The sequence below is a fragment of the Sutcliffiella tianshenii genome (assembly GCF_016908565.1).
Classification (GTDB): Bacteria; Bacillota; Bacilli; order Bacillales; family Bacillaceae_I; genus Sutcliffiella_A; species Sutcliffiella_A tianshenii.
In genome coordinates this window covers 62,562-82,114 of sequence record NZ_JAFBED010000009.1, presented here as the reverse complement: position 1 = coordinate 82,114, position 19,553 = coordinate 62,562, and the positions used below count along the sequence as shown (strand labels likewise).

Genomic DNA, 19,553 nt, shown 5'->3' with positions numbered 1-19,553 from the left:
AGGGGCTGACATGGACGTTTTAATTTCTTAAAACTCCTTTGTCATCCCCTATCTGTCATCTTAGAATGTGTGTTTAATTTTCTGTTTATCCGCATGTCTTTCTTGCGCGTACTCTACAAGCTTCTTGATCAGTTCCGGATATGGGACATCCGTGTGCTGCCATAAAAGAGGGAACATGCTGAACGGTGTAAAGCCAGGCATCGTATTCACTTCATTAATGTACAACTTCCCTTCTTTTGTCAGGAAGAAATCTGCACGGACCAATCCCGATCCATCGATCGCCTTGAATGCGGTAATCGCCATTTCCTTAACTTGCTCATAGATCTCTTCGCTGATTTCAGCAGGGATGATCATTGCCGTATCCCCATCCTCATATTTAGCTTTATAATCGTAAAATTCTGTTTTAGGGGCAATTTCACCTACTACGGAGCACTCAGGCTCATCGTTTCCGAGAACGCCGATTTCTATTTCACGCGCACCTTCAAGTCCTTGCTCCACAATGATTTTACGGTCATATTCGAAGGCTTCACGGAAGGCTTTTGCCAATTCTTCACGGTTCTTCGCCTTGCTGATCCCAACACTGGAACCTAGGTTCGCAGGTTTTACGAAGCAAGGGAATCCAAGCTCTTTTTCCACCTTCTCATAAGTGGCATCTGCAGCCTTTTCCCATTCGGAGCGAAGGAAATGTACATATCCCACTTGAGGAAGCCCTGCTTGATCGAATAGGTTTTTCATGATGACTTTATCCATACCGGCCGATGAAGCCAATACGCCATTACCCACGTAAGGAAGGTTAAGCAGTTCGAGCATCCCTTGTACGGTACCATCTTCTCCATTCGGTCCGTGTAACAACGGGAATACAACAGTCTGCTGTTCTTCTGTCTCTTCTGATGATGGCAATGCCAATGGTGCTATCGTCGTGCCGCCGCCCTCCAATTTAAGCTGCTGGACACTTTCTGCCGGACCTGATAGAAGACTGCCGCTGCGCCATTCACCTTGCTCGGTTATGTATAACGGATAAACGTCGAATTTTTCTGTATCCAATGCTTTGGTCACTGCCAATGCAGTCTGTAATGAAACTTGGTGTTCTGCTGATTTACCACCATATAATAAATGCAATTTTGTTTTCATGTTGCTCCCCCTCGTGCGAGTCATCGATATATTTAAAAAAAGATCATTTCATTCTTGGTTGTTCCTATTATATCACTTACAAATAAGAATTCGAAACTGGATCTATCATTTAAGTACGTCATTCTCGAAAAATCTTTTCTTAATATATGAATGTCATTCCACTAGCATGTTAAGTACAAACCTATTTTGGATGAGAAAATTCGACAAGTTGCTTACCCGGGAAATAAATTTGCTGGAATTGGTCGATTTTTTGTGTTTTAGATTGAAGAAAGAGCGCGAGTTTTGCGCTCTTTCTGTGGGATGTTTTGTTCCTATTGAACACCGCTGTTGATTTCCGCACTAGGCTTCGCTTTCCGCGGGGCGATGCTGGAGCCTCCTCGGGCTTTGCCCTGTGGGGTCTCCAGCCTACCGCTTCATTCCCGCAGGAGTCTTCGCCTATTGCTCCAATCACCAGCTGTCATCCATAAATCAACACTTTTGCTTTACATATCCTTGTTTTAATAACTCATTACCAAGTTATTTCCGTAGCGGTTATCTTTTTTGGGGAAACCGCGTAGAGGTGGTCATTTATATACAATACTCTTTGTATGGTGTTTTCCCAGTCTTCGTATGGTGTGCCTTGTTCTTGATGGGTCATTTTGGTGTGGAGGGTGAAGCCTTTTTCAGGGTCGATTCCGTACACCAGGGCACCTTCAAATTCGAAGCGGTAGTCGTGCTTTTCCTTTTCACGGTACATGACGATCGGGAAGGCAAAAATGTCTTTTTCCTTGTTGAATAGAAGTGCTTTATGGTCGTAATTCAGTGGCGAATAGGTCGCCTGCCCGCCAATCACTTCTGTATGCTTTTCAATGGGATTTGCCGGGTCGCTTACATCAAACAGGGAGATTTTCACCCCGTCCGTCACGACCCTTGTGCCGAATTGATCCTTTTCTATTTTCGTGTTTTGACCAAAACCGATCAGGTGGTTTTCATCATATGGGTGGAGATAGTTGCTGAACCCTGGAATTTTCAGCTCTCCCAATACTTTTGGTGCATTGGGATCGCTGAGGTCAAACACGAACAATGGATCCACCTCTTTGAATGTCACCACATATGCCTTCTCCCCCATGAAACGCACCGAATAGATCCGTTCCCCCCTTGCCAGGTCCTCGACGCTACTGATCACCTTCATGCTTCCATCCATGATGAATAGGTTGTTGCGTGAAGGCGAGGTTTCATCCCATGCCTGACCATCTGTTGCAGTGACACGGAAGTATCCATTGTACTCATCCATGGAAAACTGATTGAGCAGATAGCCCGGGATGCTTCCGCTGCTCGCGAACTGCACATCCAATCCGTTTACGGAGAACTTATAGATGTCTGTATTGACATCAGCAGGCATCATCCGTCCACTCTGATTGTAGCTTGGAACGGCCACATATAGATTTTCCTTGGACATATAGACCTGTTGCCCGCTTCCGATATAGGAGAGGACTGTTGCATCCTGGTCCGGCTTGGTCAAGTCAAAGGAGGCGATGGTCATGAAATTATCCTCCGAGGATTCCGGAAAATAGTGGATGTCGGAATAGGCGATGCGCTTCATGTCTTCGGACTCTTCCTCCCCAGTTGTATCAGAAAGTCTTGGGCGGAGATCCACATCAGGATTTTCTTCAAGCATCCAATAGTTTGGATACTGATTCACGATTACATAGACTTTCTCGTCAATCTTCCTGCTTGAAAAGTATCCTCCTTCAAGGGTAAGCGTTTTTTGGACCTTCGGATTTGCCGCATCCGAAATATCATAGACAATCACTCTCGTCGCCTCATTCATCGGCATGATCAGGTCACGCGTGCCCTCTTTTGTAGAATGTGGCGCGAAGGTTTCTTTACAATGATGGCCGATAAGCACCAATTGGTTGCCGTCCAAGAACATCTGGTATGGAGAAAAATCCTGATATTTTATTTCTGTGATTATTTCAATCGAGTCGACCGGAGTCGCCTTTGTTATTTTCAGCTTTCCGTCAATCGCCTGGTAGATATATTCACCATCCGTTTTGACGATATCCGCTTCATCCACGCCCTCTACCTGAACATTGGTGTCCGAATGTCCGGAGGATGAGCTGTCCCCTTCCGATTTGCTGTTGTCGGCGGAGCGCTCCGCTTCTGCACCGGCAGAAGAATCCTCAGCTGTTTCAAAGGCTATTCCAGCGCCCATCTGCTTTTCCCTTTTTTCAAGTCTATCCTGAAAAAGCTTGTTCAGTTCTTTTTTGGAACCTACTGTAGGAAGTCCATTTTCTTTATCCCAGTTGCCCTTGTTCACTGAACCTGTTGCGGAAGTTGGATCATATTTATAGTAAATGAAACCGAACACTGCAGACATCGCTACAATGATAAGGAAAAAGATAAGTGCCCTTTTTTGCATGGTAATAAAACCCTCCTTTTTTTGTTAGACGAGAGGAGTGGTTAAAAAGTCACATGTAAAAATAAAAAAACAACGCCCACACGCATCCCTGCGCTAGAACGTTGTTTCATTTTTCTCATAATACTGCCGACACTTCTTCTCTTAAATTCTCCAAACCATATCTGCGGACAAACTTCCCGAACTGCTCGCGTTTTTTGCCATTGGCAGCATAGGTATCTATCAGGAAGTCTACCATGCCGTAAAGCTCCCCTTCGGTTACTTCCGCGGCAAAAAGCTCTGCCGTTTTTGCGTCCAAGCCTTTGCCCTTGCCTCCCACATACAAGTCATATCGGTCATTATGGCGCTTGATTACACCGATATCATTGACCAATGGCTCCCCGCATGCGGTTGGGCAGCCCGTGTAAGCAGGCTTCAATGTGAAAGGAACCGGCTTTCCTGCAATCCGCCTGTTCAATTCCTTTGCAATCGGCATGCCTTCCTCCAACTCACCTTTACAAAAGTTACAGGTACGAAGGCTTTTCACATAGTTCCCGACAGGATAGCACTCAAGCCCTGCTCCTTCAAAGGCCAGCACCGCTTCATCCAGCCTGCTTTCCGGAATATCCACATAGAGTTGCTGAAAGGTCGTAAGCTCTATTTCATCTTCTTCCTTCATATAAGCGGCAAGTATGAGCAATTGTTTGCTGGTCAGCTTGGCGCCAAATGAAATCCCCCCGTTGACCGCTAGTTTCACCATTTTTTCCTCAGTCATTTGTCTACCCCTTTATTCCGTGATTTCGATGACAAATGGGAAGGCATATACCTTGCCGTCCAATTTGAATTCACCCCAAAGCTTATACATGCCAGGCTTTGTGAAATGTGCCTCGAATACAGGTTCCGTTTCACTTGCAGGATGAACGTGGATGAATTGTTCGAGCGCTTCATCCACTACCACTACATGCCCTAATGCCCCTAGGTAGTTTTCCGGTTTTGCCCCGTTCAAGTCAAAGGATAGGACCACATTTTCCTTCATCGAAAAGCTTTCCACATTCAGCGTTGCTTTATAGCCGTTCTGTTCTTTCGTCCAATTTGTTTCTGCTTCAAGGTGAGCATGGTCATCCTTATGCTCTCCGTCGTCCTCATGCTCCTCATGTTTCCCGATCATCAACGATTTCGGTTCAACCTTATACTCCAGATTGGTTGGCTTGATATCTACAAACGCCTGATACATGCCTTCCTCCAGATCTGCCTGGACCTCGAACACTCCAGGATCAGTCTTTTCTGGATGCAGATGATGGAAGCTTTCCAGGTTTTCGCTGATCACGATAAGGTGCATCAGCTTTTCATGGTTCACGTCAAGCTCATCCATCGGCTTGCCATCCTGGTCTTTGAGGGACACAGTGATGGCTCCATTTTCGGTTACTACTTCCGAATTCACCTCACCAGAAGACTCGCCTTCACCGTGTTCTCCATGACCTCCATGCTCTCCGTCTTCTTCTGTAGCATCCTCATCCCCATGTGCATGCTCTTCTGTTGCCTTCTCATGCTCGTCATGATCGCTGGTGGCACTATCCTCCGGCGCAAAGAAGGAATAAGCGCTGTACCCTCCTATCACGATCAATAGATAGATAACTGCGGAAAAGATCCATTTTTTCATATCTGTCATCCTCTTTTATAATTTTATTTTCTGCAATCTTAATGCATTAAGCACAACAGAAACGGAACTGAATGCCATTGCGGCCCCCGCTACCCAAGGTGCCAGGAATCCAAGAGCTGCAATAGGGATTCCGATCGTGTTATAGGCAAAAGCCCAGAAAAGGTTCTGCTTGATATTCTTGATGGTCTTTTTGCTCATCATGATGGCGTCCGCAATACTGTTCAGATCACCGCGCATCAGGGTAATATCAGCAGCTTCCATGGCAACATCCGTACCTGTGCCAATGGCCATTCCGATATCAGCCGTTACAAGGGCAGGTGCATCATTGATGCCGTCACCGACCATTGCCACCTTTTTCCCTTCAGCCTGAAGCTTTTTGATCTCCTCGGCTTTCTGCTCAGGCAGTACTTCCGCGATGACACGATCCACACCGGCAAGATCGGCGATTGCTTGCGCCGTGCGTTGGTTGTCACCTGTCATCATCACTACTTCCAAGCCCATATCCTTCAATCGTTTGATCGCAGCGGCAGAAGTTTCTTTGATTGTGTCTGCAACAGCAATGATCCCTTTATAATCGCCATCCACCGCAACCATCATTGCAGTTTTTCCATCAGACTCGAGCGCCTGGATTGTGCTCTCGGCATCGGTCAAATCAATGTCATGCTTTTTCATAAGCTTGCGTGTGCCGACTACCACTTTTCTTTCATTTATAACCGCTTCGATCCCATATCCCGGTATTGCTTCAAATGTCGTGGTTTCGCCAAGCTCGATTCCTTTTTCCTTGATTCCATCAACCATTGCCTGTGCCAACGGATGCTCGGATTGCTTTTCCGCTGTACCGACCAAACGCAGGATTTCTTCTTCCTCCCCTTGGTTGACCAGCAAAACATCCGTCAAAACAGGTTTACCGTTAGTGACTGTACCCGTTTTGTCCAGCACCACCGTTGTGATTCGGTGTGTCTGCTCCAAATGCTCGCCGCCTTTGAAAAGAATTCCCAGTTCTGCCGAACGACCGGAACCAGCCATGATGGAGGTTGGCGTTGCAAGCCCAAGTGCACACGGGCAGGCGATTACGAGCACCGCAATCAGGTTTACCAAGGCACCCGCAAAGTTGCCTGGGTCCACGATGAAATACCACACAAGGAAAGTCAGTATGGCAATGCCAACCACTATCGGAACAAAAATTCCCGAAATCTTATCTGCCAGGCGCTGGATTGGCGCCTTAGAGCCTTGCGCCTGTTCCACGATCCGGATGATTTGCGCGAGCGCCGTTTCACGGCCGATCTTTGTTGCTTTCATTTTCAAAAATCCATTTTTATTAATGGTGGAGCCATAGACCGTATCACCGATCTGCTTATCGACAGGAATGCTTTCACCAGTCAGCATGGATTCATCGACAGCTGATTGGCCTTCCAAAATCTCACCGTCGACCGGTATTTTCTCTCCCGGTTTCACGGAAAGGATATCGCCCACCAATACTTCCTCCAACGGAACTTCCATCTCTTTTCCATCTCGGACAACCAATGCTGTTTTTGCCTGCAGTCCCATCAGCTTTTTGATTGCTTCGGAAGAACGTCCTTTTGCTCTCACTTCGAAAAGCTTCCCTAAAATAATGAGCGTAATGATGACCGCACTTGCCTCAAAATATTGCTCCACCATGTGGGCACCAGAACCGATGGATGCGATCGATAGGTAGATACTGTAGAAGTAAGCCGCACTTGTTCCCAGCGCTACCAGCACATCCATATTGGCACTTTTATTTTTCAGCGCTTTATAGGCACCTCTATAGAATTGCCAGCCAATGAAAAATTGGACCGGGGTCGCCAGAGCCATCTGCACCCACGGGTTCATCAGCATATCGGGCAAGTAGATGAACGAAGTAAAGGAAAAGTGGCTTACCATTGCCCATAAAAGCGGAATCGTGAGAATCAGGGAAAATGCAAATTTGCCTTTCTGTTTCTCCAGCTCCTTTTGCCTGAAATCCTCTGCACCTTCATTTTTTTCCACTTTTACCGTTGCACCATATCCTGCTTTTTCGATTCTTGCTATGATATCGGATGGTGTAAGTCTGGACGGGTTATATTCCACCGTCCCGGTTTCGAGCGCCAGATTGACTGTTGCCTTATTGATGCCATCGAGCTTGTTAAGAACCTTTTCGATTCTGCTTGAGCAGGCGGCACACGTCATTCCGGTAATGAGGAACTCCGCTTTTTCCTTTACCACCTCATACCCCAAGCTTTGGACTTTTTTCTCGATTTCTCCTGGACTCACTTCGTCCGGATTGTATGTTACCGAGGCGTTTTCCAATGCCAGATTGACATTGGCCTTCTCCACACCCTGCAGCTTATTCAATCCTTTTTCAATCCTTGTGGAGCAGGCTGCACAGGTCATACCCAATATTTGCATTTGCGTTTCTTTAGATTTTTGACTCATCGCTTTCAGCCTCCCATATACCTGTATGGGGTATATTTTATTGGTAAGAAAACGCGCTTTGTAAAAAGCACGCTGTTCTCATTATTCTACTTCATAGCCTTCTTCGTCGATTGTTTCTTTGATCTGATCCAAAGTTACATCTTCACTCTTATATTCAACCGCTACTGTACCGGACGCAAGGTCCACTTTTACGGAATTCACGCCAGATAGTTCACCGACACTTCCTTCTACTGCTTTCACACAATGCCCACATGACATCCCATTTACTTTTAACGTTACTTGTTCCATTTCTCCATCTCTCCTCTATGTTTATTTCATTAATCTCTTTACAGTTACTAATAGTTCATCAATGACATCCGTGTCGCCCTCTTGGATTCTCTCGACCACACAGGATTTCAAATGTCCTTCAAGCAGCAGCTTTCCGACGCCGTTCAAGGCGGATTGGATCGCAGCAATCTGCGTCAGCACATCATCACAGTACGTATCCTCTTCAATGAGGCGCTTCACTCCCCTGACTTGCCCCTCAACACGGTTCAATCGGGAGATCAGGCTTTTCTTGACTGTTTCCGAATGGTGGCTTTTCCGCTCCCCATTCTCGACATGGCAGCACTCGCTTGATTCTGGATCTTGATTTAAAATAGGTTCTATTGGAAGGTTTTCCATGGTTGTTGACCTCCTCTCGTTATTAAAGTAACATACCCCTATACGGTATGTAAAGCCTAAAGTTTTATAATTATAAAAAAATTCGTTGATAAGGAAGCGTTCAAATATGTGGAAAGATTTTGTTCTGGAATGGCTGGATATAGCCGGGCCATTCGCCATTTTACTTAGTATTATCTTCAATACAGTCATCAGCATTCTCGCATTCGTCCCAAGCGTCTTTATCACCGCGGCGAATATTGCCTTTTTCGGGTTTTGGGTGGGCACCCTTGTTTCTTTTCTTGGCGAGTCGGTTGGTGCGGTTGTCAGTTTCCTGCTTTACCGGAAGGGTTTGAAAGCTTTCTCCCCGAAGGCGCTTGAGCGTAATAAATGGCTGATCCGTTTGCAAGGAACGGAAGGACACCGAGCGTTCCTGCTCGTACTCGGCCTCAGGCTCTTTCCGTTTGCACCATCTGGCCTCGTCACATTGGCTGGTGCGACAAGCAGGATCAGCCTGATTCACTTCGCCATCGCCAGCACACTCGGAAAAGTACCCGCCCTATTACTCGAAGCCTACTCCGTCTACCGCGTACTCGAATGGGGAACCGAAGGCAAAATCATCCTCACCCTCTTCTCGATAGGGGTGGTGGGTATGTTGTTTTTACGAAAAAGATAGGGGCCTGACCCCGTCCAGAAACCTGGAAAAACGCCCTCCACCTTACAGTGGAGGGCGCTTTGATGTGTTTGTAATTTGTAGTGTTTGAGAGTTGTTTTAGTATGATAATTTATCTAATTGACCTGGTCTACCTGGTCTACCTGGTCTACCTGGTCTACTAGTTCGGCCTGGCCTGCTTGGTCACTCAGTTCGACCAGTCCTTCACTCACGTGTCCGAGCAGGAAGGCGGTATGGTCTTTTCCGTAGAAGCTTAGGTGATGCAGCGGCCTGGTCATGGCAACGTATAAGAGTTTTACATCGATTTCCGTTTCTGTATACACCTCATCAAGCGCGCATAGCAGGACTGCATCGAACTCGAGTCCTTTTGCCAGCTGTGCATGTACGATGACGACGTCCTTCTGATTGATTTCTTCATTTTCCTTCAGCAATTGAACTGACAGATCTGTATGTTTCCGGAAAAGCGATTCGATCTTTCCGCATTCCTTCTCCGTCTTCCCGATGATCGCGATCGTTTTCCGTCCATCCGCATACAGTTTTTCAATGTCTTGGGCCATCACAGCCACCATTTTCGCATCACTCTCTCTCCACTCTACGAACCTCGGCTTCGCACCATGCCTTACCACCGGCTCTACGCGAGGCAGTTCGAATGGCAGCAACGCCAATATGTCATTTGCAGCCTGCATGATTTCCACAGTTGTCCGGTAGCTTTTCTGGAGGGTAGTGTATGCAGCTCTTGGGAAGATTTCTTCCTTCACCTTATTCCAGTCCTGAATGCCGCGATAGGAATGGATCCCCTGCGCAAGGTCCCCCACTATCGTAAACATGTCCGTTTCAAGGGCGCTTTTTAATGCTGCCAATTGAAAGTAGCTGTAGTCCTGCGCCTCATCGATCACCACATTCCTTGCACGCAGGTCCTTATCTATTCCAAAAAGGTTATGCTGCAGGTAAAGGAGCCCGGCCAGGTCTTCGAGTTCATAGTTTTTCTGTTTATGTAATTTGATCTGGTGGTTGATGAAGTATCGGATCTGATAGTCATCCAGGTATGCTTTTGCGTATTTCGCAAAGCGCTCCCTGTCTGTGACAAGCTGTTCATAATAGTAGAAGAGTGTGTGCTTTGGAAGCTTTCTGATAAAAGCATTCACTGCAGTCCGGGATTCCCTCATGATCTCATTCACGAGCTCATCCTTCTTGTCCATCGCTTTTGTCACATAGCTTTTCCGCTTTGCCGGATCAAGGTTGGAATTGAAAAGGGCCTTATCCAGCTTGTGGTCATAGAACTTTTCAACTTTTAGTATCAGCGTCTTCTTCTCCGTCCGTACGTAGTTCTGCAGCACTTCCTTTACCTTTTCGATCCGCCTGTAATAGGGGAGGTAGGTATATTCCCGCTTGATCAGCTGCTCCATCCTCTCAGCCGTATACAGCTTGAATTTCTCAGTCAAATAGAAATCTTCTTTTGGCAGCAGGGTTTCCAGGATATCGGTCAGATAGGCATCCATAATCTCCTTAAACTCCAGTGAACCTTTGAAGCTTGCCAGCCACTGCACCATTTCCGGATCCTCATACTCGTGGTTGATGAAGCCCATCAGTTTTTCGGACGGCGGTCGAAGCTTTATTTTCTTGCCGATACAGCTTTTCACATAATCGATAAAAGTGGTCTGTAGGATCCGGTCCACCCCGAGTTCCGGGAGAACCTCTGAGATGTAGTCGATGAATAGGTTATTCGGTGCCAGGATCATCAGCTGCTCGGGACGGAAATGCTCCTGGTATGTATAGATGAAGTAGGAAATCCGGTGCAGGGCGATCGTCGTCTTCCCGCTCCCCGCTGCCCCCTGTACAATGATAGGTTTATTGAGATCCGCACGGATGATCCTGTTCTGCTCTTCCTGGATGGTGGATACAATATCGGTCAGGCGATTGCTTGAGCTTCCAGACAAGGATTCCTGCAGGAGCTCATCTGTCGTCGTCAAATCTACATCCCTGATCTCCTCAAGCTCCCCATCCTCCATGATGTACTGTCGCTTCAAGGAAAGATAGCCGTCATAGACTTCCCCCTCCGCTTCATACTGGACGTCCCCAAGTCTGCCGTCATAATATAGGTTGGCTATGGGAGAACGCCAGTCCACGATGATGGGATCCTGTGTTTCTCTATCAAAGAGGGATGCCTTTCCGAAATACAAGATTTCCTCCTGGTCTTTGCCCTCTCTTTTATAATCCACTCTAGCAAAATAAGGCTTGTTGTAGATTTTTTTCAAATTGCGGATTTCTTCTTGGGTGCGCTGCAAAAGATTGGCGTTGGTCAGCATGTTCATATAGCTGAAACTGCTGTCCTTGAAGTCCATTCCTTCGAGTGCTTCCTTGAAACTTGAGCGAAAGGACTCTTCGTCCATTTCAGACGCCTTGATGACAATGTCCATATATTTTTTCGTAAACAAAAGCCGTTCGACTTCCTGATCAAATTCAGGATGCTTCTTCTTTTTTTCTCCCAACCTCTTCACACTCCTTGCTTGTTTTGGAGACGCAAAAAACCATGAACTAGAGAAATCTCCATTCATGGTACAATCCTTGGGTTACATTTTCAAAGTACGCAACGCTCTTATGTTCTTTTTTTAGCCGGAAAAATCATTATAAACGCTTACATGATAATTTGCAATTTTCTTTTTTATCTGTTAAACACCGCTGTTGATTTCCGCACTAGGCTGCGCTTTCCGCGGGGCGATGCTGGAGCCTCCTCAGGCTTCGCCCTGCGGGGTCTCCAGCCTACCGCTACCTTCCCGCAGGAGTCTTCGCCTATTGCTCCAATCAACAGCTATCGACGGACAAATATTTTGTTTTCAGAAACGCACTCCCGTTAATCATTGAATCCATTAGAAAAATAAAAGCTGGTTTATCCGTCGCCCCTGTTGGTTGTAGCGTAAGGGGTGAGACTCCTGCGGGAGCAGCGTGTCAAGGGAGACCCCACAGGCGCTTTAGCGCCGAGGAGGCTCCCGAGGCCGCCCGCGGAAAGCGAACCCCTGAAGCGGAAACCAACAGGGTATTCAACGTTATCGGATTATTACCAAGGTAGCCTTATTAAAAATAATCCTTGTCTATCTGCTTCGCTATATGTAAACTTTAAATAAGTTTTAGTTAACATATGACCTAGGAGTGATACATAATGACTTGGAAACAGCTTGCGGAGAAAGTGATTGGTGGTTATTCCCTTACTACGGAGGAAGCACTCGGGATTCTTACGGAAAGTGATGAAAATGTACTGGAGCTTGTTCATGCTGCCTATCAAATAAGAAAACATTATTATAGCAATAAAGTAAAACTCAATCTGATCATCAATGCCAAGAGCGGCCTTTGCCCAGAGGACTGCGGATATTGTTCACAATCTATGAAAGCAGATACGGTAATCGACAGTTATCCCCTAGTCAGCAAACAGGTGATTGTCGAAGGGGCAAGGGAAGCCAAGAAAAATAAAATCGGAACCTATTGCATCGTGATGAGTGGCAGAAAGCCCACCAATCGCGATGTCAACACCGTAGTGGCAGCCGTCCAGGATATCAAGAAGGATATTGAAAGCATCAAGATCTGTGCCTGCCTCGGACTTGTAAATGATGAACAGGCCCACCTTCTCAAGGAAGCCGGGGTGGACCGCTTTAACCATAATATCAATACAAGCAAAGGACACCACAGCGAGATCACGACGACCCATCAATATGATGACCGCATCAAAACGCTTGAAACGTTGAAGAACGCAGGGATTTCCCCGTGCTCCGGTGTCATCTGCGGAATGGGAGAAACCTTGGAGGATATTGTGGAGATGGCGTTCAGCTTGAAAGACCTGCATGTGGATTCCATTCCGGTGAATTTCCTGCATCCGATCGAGGGAACGAAGCTAGCGCATCTCGATGATTTGACACCACTTAAATGCTTGAAGATCCTAGCATTGTTCCGCTTTGTCAACCCGACGAAGGAGATCCGAATATCAGGTGGCAGGGAATATAATCTGCGCACGTTGCAGAGCCTTGGACTCTATATGGCAAATTCCATATTTGTCGGTGACTATTTAACAACAAGCGGCCAGGCATCCCAGCAGGATTATCAAATGATTGAAGATCTTGGGTTTGAGATTGAAGAGAATGCCTTTGAAACGGAAAGTCAGCATTTCGCCAACATATGATTAGAAGAAGCCTGTGATATCACAGGCTTTTATTTAGTTTGCCACCAGAGAGAACTGTTCATTGAGCAGCGCGAGGCGATAGCGTGATAATTCCGCTGTCATCACACCTTGTTGCACCGCCGGGTCATGATTTTTGAAATGTTCTGCTGCTTCCTCGTCTTCAGCCTGAAAAATGACAATGCCAAAACCTGTCGCGTCGGTCTGGTCGGTTCTGCCTGCAAGGATCACAATGCCCTTTTCTACGTTCTCCTTCAGATACTGGAAGTGCTTGGATACGATATTTCCCTCTTCCTCTGTCCAGTTTGCTGCTTCATAAAGCCTTTCCGGTAAGCGTAATACATAAATATAAGTTTCCATCGGTTTTACCCCCTTTTGTCTCCTAATCATTAATTCTCTATTTTCACTCCAATAACCTCTAACAAATTAATTCTCATCTTTTACCAAATGGTGTATAATTATATTGAAATATTTAGAAATTTAAAATTAATTTCAGGGGATATAGGGGGATTACGTTGGTTAACTATGAAAAAAAGCATCTTTATATGATGGGTGCGATTGCGGTTTTAATTTTGGCTCCTTTTTACATACTGGTTGGACCGTTCATTTTTCAAGGGATTATGTTCGATGATGTAAGCGTCTGGCTTCTTCAGACTCCGATGACTGCTTATGGGATGTATGGGATTTCCGCGCTCATGCTTGCACTGGGTTTAGGCTTTTCATCCTTTTTTGTCAAAAGGGCCGTCTTTTTAACAGGACTTGGACTGGTATTGGCGGGAGTATTATTTGTGATGGGAACTTTCTCTTACAAATCCTTGAGTACCGAGGAAATTGCTTGGGGTGAACCTTTCTCTTTTAAAACTAATTCCTATTCATGGGAGGATGTAAAAGAGGTCATTCTCGTTTCTCCTCCTACAGAAGAAGAAAAACATAAAATGGTGTTCTACTTCAATGATGGAAAAGAAGTGACATTTGTTCGAAACAATGAATTTCAGGCCGAGTTCTCCAACTTTAATACTGCAAAAAGACAGTACAAATTTCCTTTTAAAGCAAGTGAATGACAGGAGAAACTAGCCTATTGGAACGATTTATGAAAAATTGAAAGGATACTGCCCTCCTCTTGCAGAAACTAATTAACACCAGGTCATATTGTATGGTTGCAAATAGTTTCTACAAGACTATAGGAGGTTGGAAGATGGAATTTCTATTTGTATTGCTTATCCAGCTATTCATCGGCGGTATTATCACATTTGGTGTTTTTGGCATCATCCAAGTCATACTACCTAAATTCAATGCGCTTTACCTTCTGGGATTGCTCTATGGCGCCGGAAGCGTGTTTGCCATTTTCAACAGCTGGACGCAGGAATGGATTCTCTTCACCATGCTCGCTACCATTGCTTTGTTAGCCATCCTTACAGTCAGATTTTATCGGTACATCTATCATCTGACAGAACAAAAAGCAAATAGTCTGAATGAAATAAATCTATGATGTAAAACATGTCGTCCCTATCAAAGGGATGGCATTTTTTTATGGTTTAGCCCCCGCGTCCCCTTCCTGCTTATATTCCACCATTTTTGGGGTATAGATGTAATAGGAAAAAAGCAAGATCTGAGGAGGAAAAACAATTGGTGGAGTTAACAAATGAATATATAGAAGAAGTGGTAAAGGCATGCAGGCCCTTCGCCTCCCGCGGAAAGGTCATCGACCATATCCCCGATTTGGACCAATCCCATCTTACCAATCTGGGAGTAACGATTGTTACGCTTGACGGGGAGACCTATTCTGCCGGTGAAGACCAGGACAACTTTTCCTTTCAAAGCATTTCAAAAGTCATTCTCCTGTTGATGGCTTTGGAGGATTTCGGAAAGGACATAGTCTTTCAGAAGGTCGGTATGGAACCGACGGATGATCTTTTTAATTCCATTTCCAACCTGGAGGAATACGGTGGAAGGCGCCCTTATAATCCGATGATCAATTCGGGGGCAATCGCAACCGCAAGTCTGATCAAAGGCACTACGGTGGAAGAGCGTTTTGATAGGATTCTCGATTTCCTCCGTAAAATCACGGAAAACGATAAGATCACCATGAGTGAGGAAGTATACAACGCTGAGTGTAAAAACGGCGCCCGCAATAAGGCCCTTTCCTATTTCATGGAAAGCACCGGAGTCCTTTCCAGCCAAGAGTCAGATGCCGCGCTGGACCTTTATAATCGAGTGAACTCCATCGAGATCAATTCCCTCGCACTGGCCAAGATGGGCTGCTTCCTATCCAATCATGGAAGGCTGATCGGAGGAAAAAAACAAATCATCCAGGCGGAGAATATCAGAACAGTAAAAGCGATTATGCTGACGTCCGGGATGTACAATGAATCCGGCACCTATGCCGTGGAGGTCGGTTTCCCTTTAAAAAGCGGGGTTTCCGGCGGGATTGTCGGATCCGTTCCCGGGCGCATGGGCATCGGCATCATCGGTCCTGCCATCAACAGAAAAGGGAACAGCTGTGCAGGAGGGGAAGCACTTAGGATCCTCTCGCGAGACCTTGAATTAAGCCTGCTTCATGACCGGAATGTGCGGAACCTATAAAAAGGCAAAAAACACAAGAATTGACGTATGAATCGGCATACGTCTTTTTCTTATTTTCCAACGTTTCTACAGGACTGCTGATTTCTTCATCTAGGATCATAGATGGCTCGCACTTATCGGTTGGGAGATACTCGCTAGAAAAGAAAAATAGACGGAACAATTCCGCTTATTTTAATACTCCTATTAAAAAAGGCGGAAATAGACGGAGAAATTCCGCCTATTGACTCGAAAAATCCCAAAATGGGTGATTTTGCAATGCATAGGCGGAAAAACTTCCCTTATTTTCCCCGAAACAAGCTACAATTTGAATTTAACCGGAAAATCTCCGCTTAATTTACTTTTAATTGCTCTTCGAAAATCAGTTTTTGAATTCCTAATAAAGAAACTCGCCGCTTAATTCGGCGAGTTTCACTTTTTACATATACCACTATTGATGCACAAACGACTGTCACTTCTTAGCACCTCAAAAAGGCCAAGGCCAGAGTCAGCTCTGAGCCTTTTTTCATTATCCGTTTACTACCGTACCGCCATTTACATGAATCATCTGACCGGATACATATGTGGAATCGTCTGAAGCCAAGTATACATACGCTGGGGCTAGCTCTGCCGGCTGCCCGGGGCGTCCCATCGGAGAGTCGGTGCCAAAATCCTCCACGTCATCTCCAGGGAAGGATGCAGGAATCAAAGGAGTCCAGATAGGGCCAGGCGCCACCCCGTTGACCCTGATTCCGCTTCCGACGATATTGACGGATAAGGATCGGGTCAGCGCGACGATCGCGCCTTTTGTTGCCGCATAATCCATCAGAACCGGCTGCCCTTTATACGCAACGATGGATGCCGTATTGATAATCGAACTGCCTTCTTTCAGATACGGCATGGCCGCCTGAATAAAATAGAAATAGGAAAAAATATTGGTTTGGAAGGTGCGGGTAAGCTGGTCTTCTGAGATATCCTCGATTTTCTCATGGTAATGCTGCTCTGCCGCATTATTCACAAGAATATGTAGACCTCCGAGTTCCTCTACCGTCTGCTTAACTACATCTGTACAAAAACGCTTCTCCCCTACATCCCCTGAATACAGGAGGCATCTTGCCCCATAGTCCTCCACAAGACGCTTCGTTTCCTTCGCATCCTCATGCTCGTCCAAATACACGATGCTGACATTGGCGCCTTCTTTTGCAAACGCGATGGCAACCGCCCTTCCAATCCCGCTATCCCCGCCTGTGATGATGGCATTTTTCCCTTTGAGCTTGCCGCTCCCTTTATAGGATGGGTCATCGAAAAGTGGTTCAGGTACCATTTTATGTTCGTCACCAGGCTGCTTTTTCTGCTCCTGTGCCGGCTGTCCGTCTGTTTGTCTTTGCGTGATATCTTCATGTGCCATTTCTATTTCCTCTCCTTTTCGTTGCTTTTAATAGGAAGAAGCAGCCTTTGTCTGAGGCTGCTTTTTGTAAGTACATATCAGCTTAGTTGTTGGAATTATTGGAGCTATCAGAGTTGTTGTTGGAACTGTTTCCACCTTTTTTGCCGATCTCTGCAAAGTGCTCTGTTCCATATTTCTCTTTTACTTTTTCTCCACCTTTTCTTCCTGCCTCTTCACGGCTCATATTTCCGCCGCTGCTATCGCTGCTGTTACTGCTGCTGTTGGTGGAGCTGCTATTGTTGCTGTTGTTGTTGCCGCTATTATTGTTGCCTCCGCTGTTGCTGTTGTTTCCGCTATTACTGTTGTTGCTGCTGTTGCCGCTATTATTGTTGTTTCCGCTGTTGTTGCTGTTGCCGCTATTATTGTTGTTTCCGCTGTTGCTGTTGTTGCCGCTATTATTGTTGCTTCCGCTGTTACTGTTGTTGCCGCTATTATTGTTGTTTCCGCTGTTGTTGCTGCTGTTGCTGTTGTTTCCGTTATTGCTATTGTTATTGTTATTATCATTATTGTTACTATTGTTGTTAGCCATTTTATCCATCTCCTCTTTTCTTATTTAGTATGTTTTGTGCCAGTCGTTTACTTCGCGCTCGGCTTCTTCTTTTGATTTTCCATAACGTTCTTGAATCTTGCCTACTAGTTTGTCGTGATTTCCCTCTACCTGCTGAAGATCGTCATCTGTGAGATTGCCCCATTTCTTCTTAGCGTCGCCTTTCATCTGGTTCCACTTACCTTTCATGGTTGCCTGATTCATTCAAATCACCTCCAAATGTTTTTGTGACATTCTAGCCTGCTCGTCACTAGTTAATGAATTCCACCTTAGATAGTTTTAAAACATGTAAATTTGCTGAAATGTAAAATTGATTCCATCCTCCTACACTATTTCCCGAAATAAATTTTTTGTTTAACAATTTGAAGCTTGGGGAATTAACCAGAGTGTAGACGTTGAAAAAATTTACCAAAACAACTTTCGAGGAGGAACTTATTATGTTATGGACAGTATTTGCTGTATTAATCGTACTTTGGATCTTAGGATTCGCAATGGAAATCGGCGGAGGACTTATTCATATCCTTCTTGTACTTGCCCTGTTGGCAATCGTATTCAACCTATTTGCAGGACGTCGTCGAGTCTGACCGCGGCACAGAACATGAGTAAAAGTTGACCGGCTCCACCCGAAAAAACAAGTGGAGCCGATCACAAAACAGCTATCATATTGATTATCCATTTTTGAAAAAAATTACTATGTTTAGTTTGAAATAGCTTAGGGAAAACCAATCATAAGCTTCAAATAAGATGTTGAGGAGGCAGCCGCATATGTTATGGACCGTATTTGCAGTTTTAATCATATTATGGTTACTTGGATTCGCATTTGATGTAGCAGGTAACTTAATCCATATCGTTTTAGTAGTAGCACTTATCGCGTTGGTCTGGAATCTATTCGCTGGACGCAGACGGCCGTAGATAGAGGAAAAAAGAAAAGCTGGCAGCAATCGGTTTTCACCGATGACTGCCAGCTTTTTTTATTTTGTTAAGGTGTCCGTCAATACCGGAACAACCTGTTTCTTACGGGAAACCACGCCACGCAATAGTGCGGTGTTGTTTTCCAATGTAACGTTGTAGGCCTTCTCTACAGCTGCCGTCTCTTTACCAAGAGCCAATGCAACAGAATCATTTGTCAGGATATCAGTCACGACAAATACGAACAGGTCCAAGCCTTTGTTCGCAATCGTATTAAGGATGGCAAGCTCAAGCTCTTCCTGCAGCTTTAATACGTCCGCTGTATCGACAGTGTTCACCTGCGCGATTTCCACTTTGTAGTTGCCCATCTGGAACTCCTTTGCATCCAGGGTGATTAACTGCTCGACAGTTTTGTCGCTCAGGTCGGCACCAGCCTTCAGCATGTCCAGGCCATAGCTGTTCGCATCCACTCCCGCAATGGCTGCAAGTTCATTTGCAGCTTGCACGTCCTGCTCTGTGCATGTAGGGGATTTGAATAGCAGGGAATCAGAGATGATGGCAGAAAGCATCAGACCCGCAACCTCTTTCGTGATTTCCACATTGTTCTCTTTATAAAGCTTGTTAAGAATAGTAGCCGTACATCCAACCGGCTCCGCGCGATAGTACAATGGGTCGCTTGTTTCAAAATTCGCGATTCGGTGGTGATCGATAACCTCCAGCACACGGACCTGAGCGATGTCGCTCACGCTTTGTTGGAATTCGTTATGGTCTACAAGAATCACTTCCTGCACTTCGTTTGCTGCTGTCTCGATCAGACGAGGCACTTCTGCGTTGAAAGTTTTTAGCGCATATTCCGTTTCCCCGTTCAATTCACCAAGGCGAACAGGCTCTGCGTCCATCCCCAATTGCTTTTTCAATTCTGCATATGCAATCGCGGAACAGATCGAATCTGTATCCGGGTTTTTATGTCCTAATACGAATACTTTTGACATGGTATATTCTCCTTGCTTCGT

Annotated in this window: 20 protein-coding genes; 7 read left to right on the top strand and 13 right to left on the bottom strand. The window is 45.6% G+C overall.

The annotated features are described in order from the left end of the window. Positions 1–60: 60 nt before the first annotated feature. The 7 genes from JOC95_RS17285 to JOC95_RS17255 form a co-directional block, all read right to left on the bottom strand. Entirely contained in the window at positions 61–1,131 is a 1,071-nt protein-coding gene (locus JOC95_RS17285; RefSeq protein WP_204418447.1) for a D-alanine--D-alanine ligase, read from the bottom strand. 508 nt (positions 1,132–1,639) lie between these two features. Further along, complete coding sequence (locus JOC95_RS17280; RefSeq protein WP_204418446.1) at positions 1,640–3,532, bottom strand: beta-propeller domain-containing protein; 1,893 nt, start codon at positions 3,530–3,532, stop codon at positions 1,640–1,642. Between the two features lie 115 nt (positions 3,533–3,647). Then, positions 3,648–4,283, bottom strand: a complete 636-nt coding sequence (locus tag JOC95_RS17275) for an NAD(P)/FAD-dependent oxidoreductase (RefSeq protein ID WP_204418445.1) — start codon at positions 4,281–4,283, stop codon at positions 3,648–3,650. Between the two features lie 12 nt (positions 4,284–4,295). Further along, on the bottom strand, positions 4,296–5,168 hold the full coding sequence (locus JOC95_RS17270) for a hypothetical protein (RefSeq protein ID WP_204418444.1): 873 nt from the start codon (positions 5,166–5,168) through the stop codon (positions 4,296–4,298). Between the two features lie 15 nt (positions 5,169–5,183). After that, positions 5,184–7,574 carry a heavy metal translocating P-type ATPase gene (locus JOC95_RS17265; protein WP_472926651.1) on the bottom strand — a complete coding sequence of 797 codons (2,391 nt, stop codon included), beginning with the start codon at positions 7,572–7,574 and terminating at the stop codon, positions 5,184–5,186. 108 nt (positions 7,575–7,682) lie between these two features. Next, entirely contained in the window at positions 7,683–7,889 is a 207-nt protein-coding gene (gene copZ / locus JOC95_RS17260; protein WP_204418442.1) for a copper chaperone CopZ, read from the bottom strand. A 21-nt stretch (positions 7,890–7,910) separates the two neighbouring features. Next, positions 7,911–8,264, bottom strand: a complete 354-nt coding sequence (locus JOC95_RS17255; RefSeq protein ID WP_204418441.1) for a metal-sensitive transcriptional regulator — start codon at positions 8,262–8,264, stop codon at positions 7,911–7,913. 85 nt (positions 8,265–8,349) lie between these two features. Here JOC95_RS17255 and JOC95_RS17250 point away from each other — a divergent pair, with 85 nt between their 5' ends. Beyond that, a complete protein-coding gene (locus tag JOC95_RS17250) occupies positions 8,350–8,916 on the top strand; it encodes a TVP38/TMEM64 family protein (RefSeq protein WP_338083113.1) in 567 nt (188 codons plus the stop codon). A 113-nt stretch (positions 8,917–9,029) separates the two neighbouring features. Here JOC95_RS17250 and helD read toward each other — a convergent pair whose 3' ends face one another. After that, positions 9,030–11,402 (bottom strand): RNA polymerase recycling motor HelD, encoded by a 2,373-nt coding sequence (gene helD, locus JOC95_RS17245; RefSeq protein WP_239582986.1) that lies wholly within the window; start codon positions 11,400–11,402, stop codon positions 9,030–9,032. Between the two features lie 665 nt (positions 11,403–12,067). Between helD and bioB the strand changes: the two genes are divergently transcribed. Next, complete coding sequence (gene bioB / locus JOC95_RS17240) at positions 12,068–13,081, top strand: biotin synthase BioB (protein ID WP_419096263.1); 1,014 nt, start codon at positions 12,068–12,070, stop codon at positions 13,079–13,081. Between the two features lie 33 nt (positions 13,082–13,114). On the opposite strand, the gene JOC95_RS17235 is transcribed toward bioB, so the two are convergent. After that, positions 13,115–13,438, bottom strand: a complete 324-nt coding sequence (locus JOC95_RS17235; RefSeq protein WP_204418438.1) for a YciI family protein — start codon at positions 13,436–13,438, stop codon at positions 13,115–13,117. Positions 13,439–13,593: 155 nt separating this feature from the next. Between JOC95_RS17235 and JOC95_RS17230 the strand changes: the two genes are divergently transcribed. The 3 genes from JOC95_RS17230 to glsA all read left to right on the top strand — a co-directional run bounded on the left by JOC95_RS17230 (position 13,594) and on the right by glsA (position 15,661). Continuing rightward, positions 13,594–14,139 (top strand): hypothetical protein, encoded by a 546-nt coding sequence (locus tag JOC95_RS17230; protein ID WP_204418437.1) that lies wholly within the window; start codon positions 13,594–13,596, stop codon positions 14,137–14,139. 134 nt (positions 14,140–14,273) lie between these two features. Continuing rightward, positions 14,274–14,567, top strand: a complete 294-nt coding sequence (locus JOC95_RS17225) for a hypothetical protein (RefSeq protein ID WP_204418436.1) — start codon at positions 14,274–14,276, stop codon at positions 14,565–14,567. Between the two features lie 140 nt (positions 14,568–14,707). Next, positions 14,708–15,661, top strand: a complete 954-nt coding sequence (gene glsA / locus JOC95_RS17220; RefSeq protein WP_338083115.1) for a glutaminase A — start codon at positions 14,708–14,710, stop codon at positions 15,659–15,661. A gap of 505 nt (positions 15,662–16,166) precedes the next feature. Here the strand turns inward: glsA and JOC95_RS17215 are convergent. From JOC95_RS17215 to JOC95_RS17205, 3 genes are all read right to left on the bottom strand, one after another. Further along, positions 16,167–17,045 carry an SDR family oxidoreductase gene (locus JOC95_RS17215; RefSeq protein ID WP_204418434.1) on the bottom strand — a complete coding sequence of 293 codons (879 nt, stop codon included), beginning with the start codon at positions 17,043–17,045 and terminating at the stop codon, positions 16,167–16,169. Between the two features lie 82 nt (positions 17,046–17,127). Next, positions 17,128–17,613, bottom strand: coding sequence for a DUF2188 domain-containing protein (locus tag JOC95_RS17210; RefSeq protein WP_204418433.1), 486 nt, complete (start codon positions 17,611–17,613; stop codon positions 17,128–17,130). A 24-nt stretch (positions 17,614–17,637) separates the two neighbouring features. Next, positions 17,638–17,835, bottom strand: a complete 198-nt coding sequence (locus JOC95_RS17205; RefSeq protein WP_204418432.1) for a CsbD family protein — start codon at positions 17,833–17,835, stop codon at positions 17,638–17,640. A 233-nt stretch (positions 17,836–18,068) separates the two neighbouring features. Here JOC95_RS17205 and JOC95_RS17200 point away from each other — a divergent pair, with 233 nt between their 5' ends. Further along, positions 18,069–18,215, top strand: a complete 147-nt coding sequence (locus JOC95_RS17200; protein WP_204418431.1) for a lmo0937 family membrane protein — start codon at positions 18,069–18,071, stop codon at positions 18,213–18,215. A 181-nt stretch (positions 18,216–18,396) separates the two neighbouring features. Continuing rightward, entirely contained in the window at positions 18,397–18,543 is a 147-nt protein-coding gene (locus JOC95_RS17195) for a lmo0937 family membrane protein (RefSeq protein WP_204418430.1), read from the top strand. Positions 18,544–18,602: 59 nt separating this feature from the next. On the opposite strand, the gene JOC95_RS17190 is transcribed toward JOC95_RS17195, so the two are convergent. After that, a complete protein-coding gene (locus JOC95_RS17190; RefSeq protein ID WP_204418429.1) occupies positions 18,603–19,532 on the bottom strand; it encodes a manganese-dependent inorganic pyrophosphatase in 930 nt (309 codons plus the stop codon). Positions 19,533–19,553: the final 21 nt, after the last annotated feature.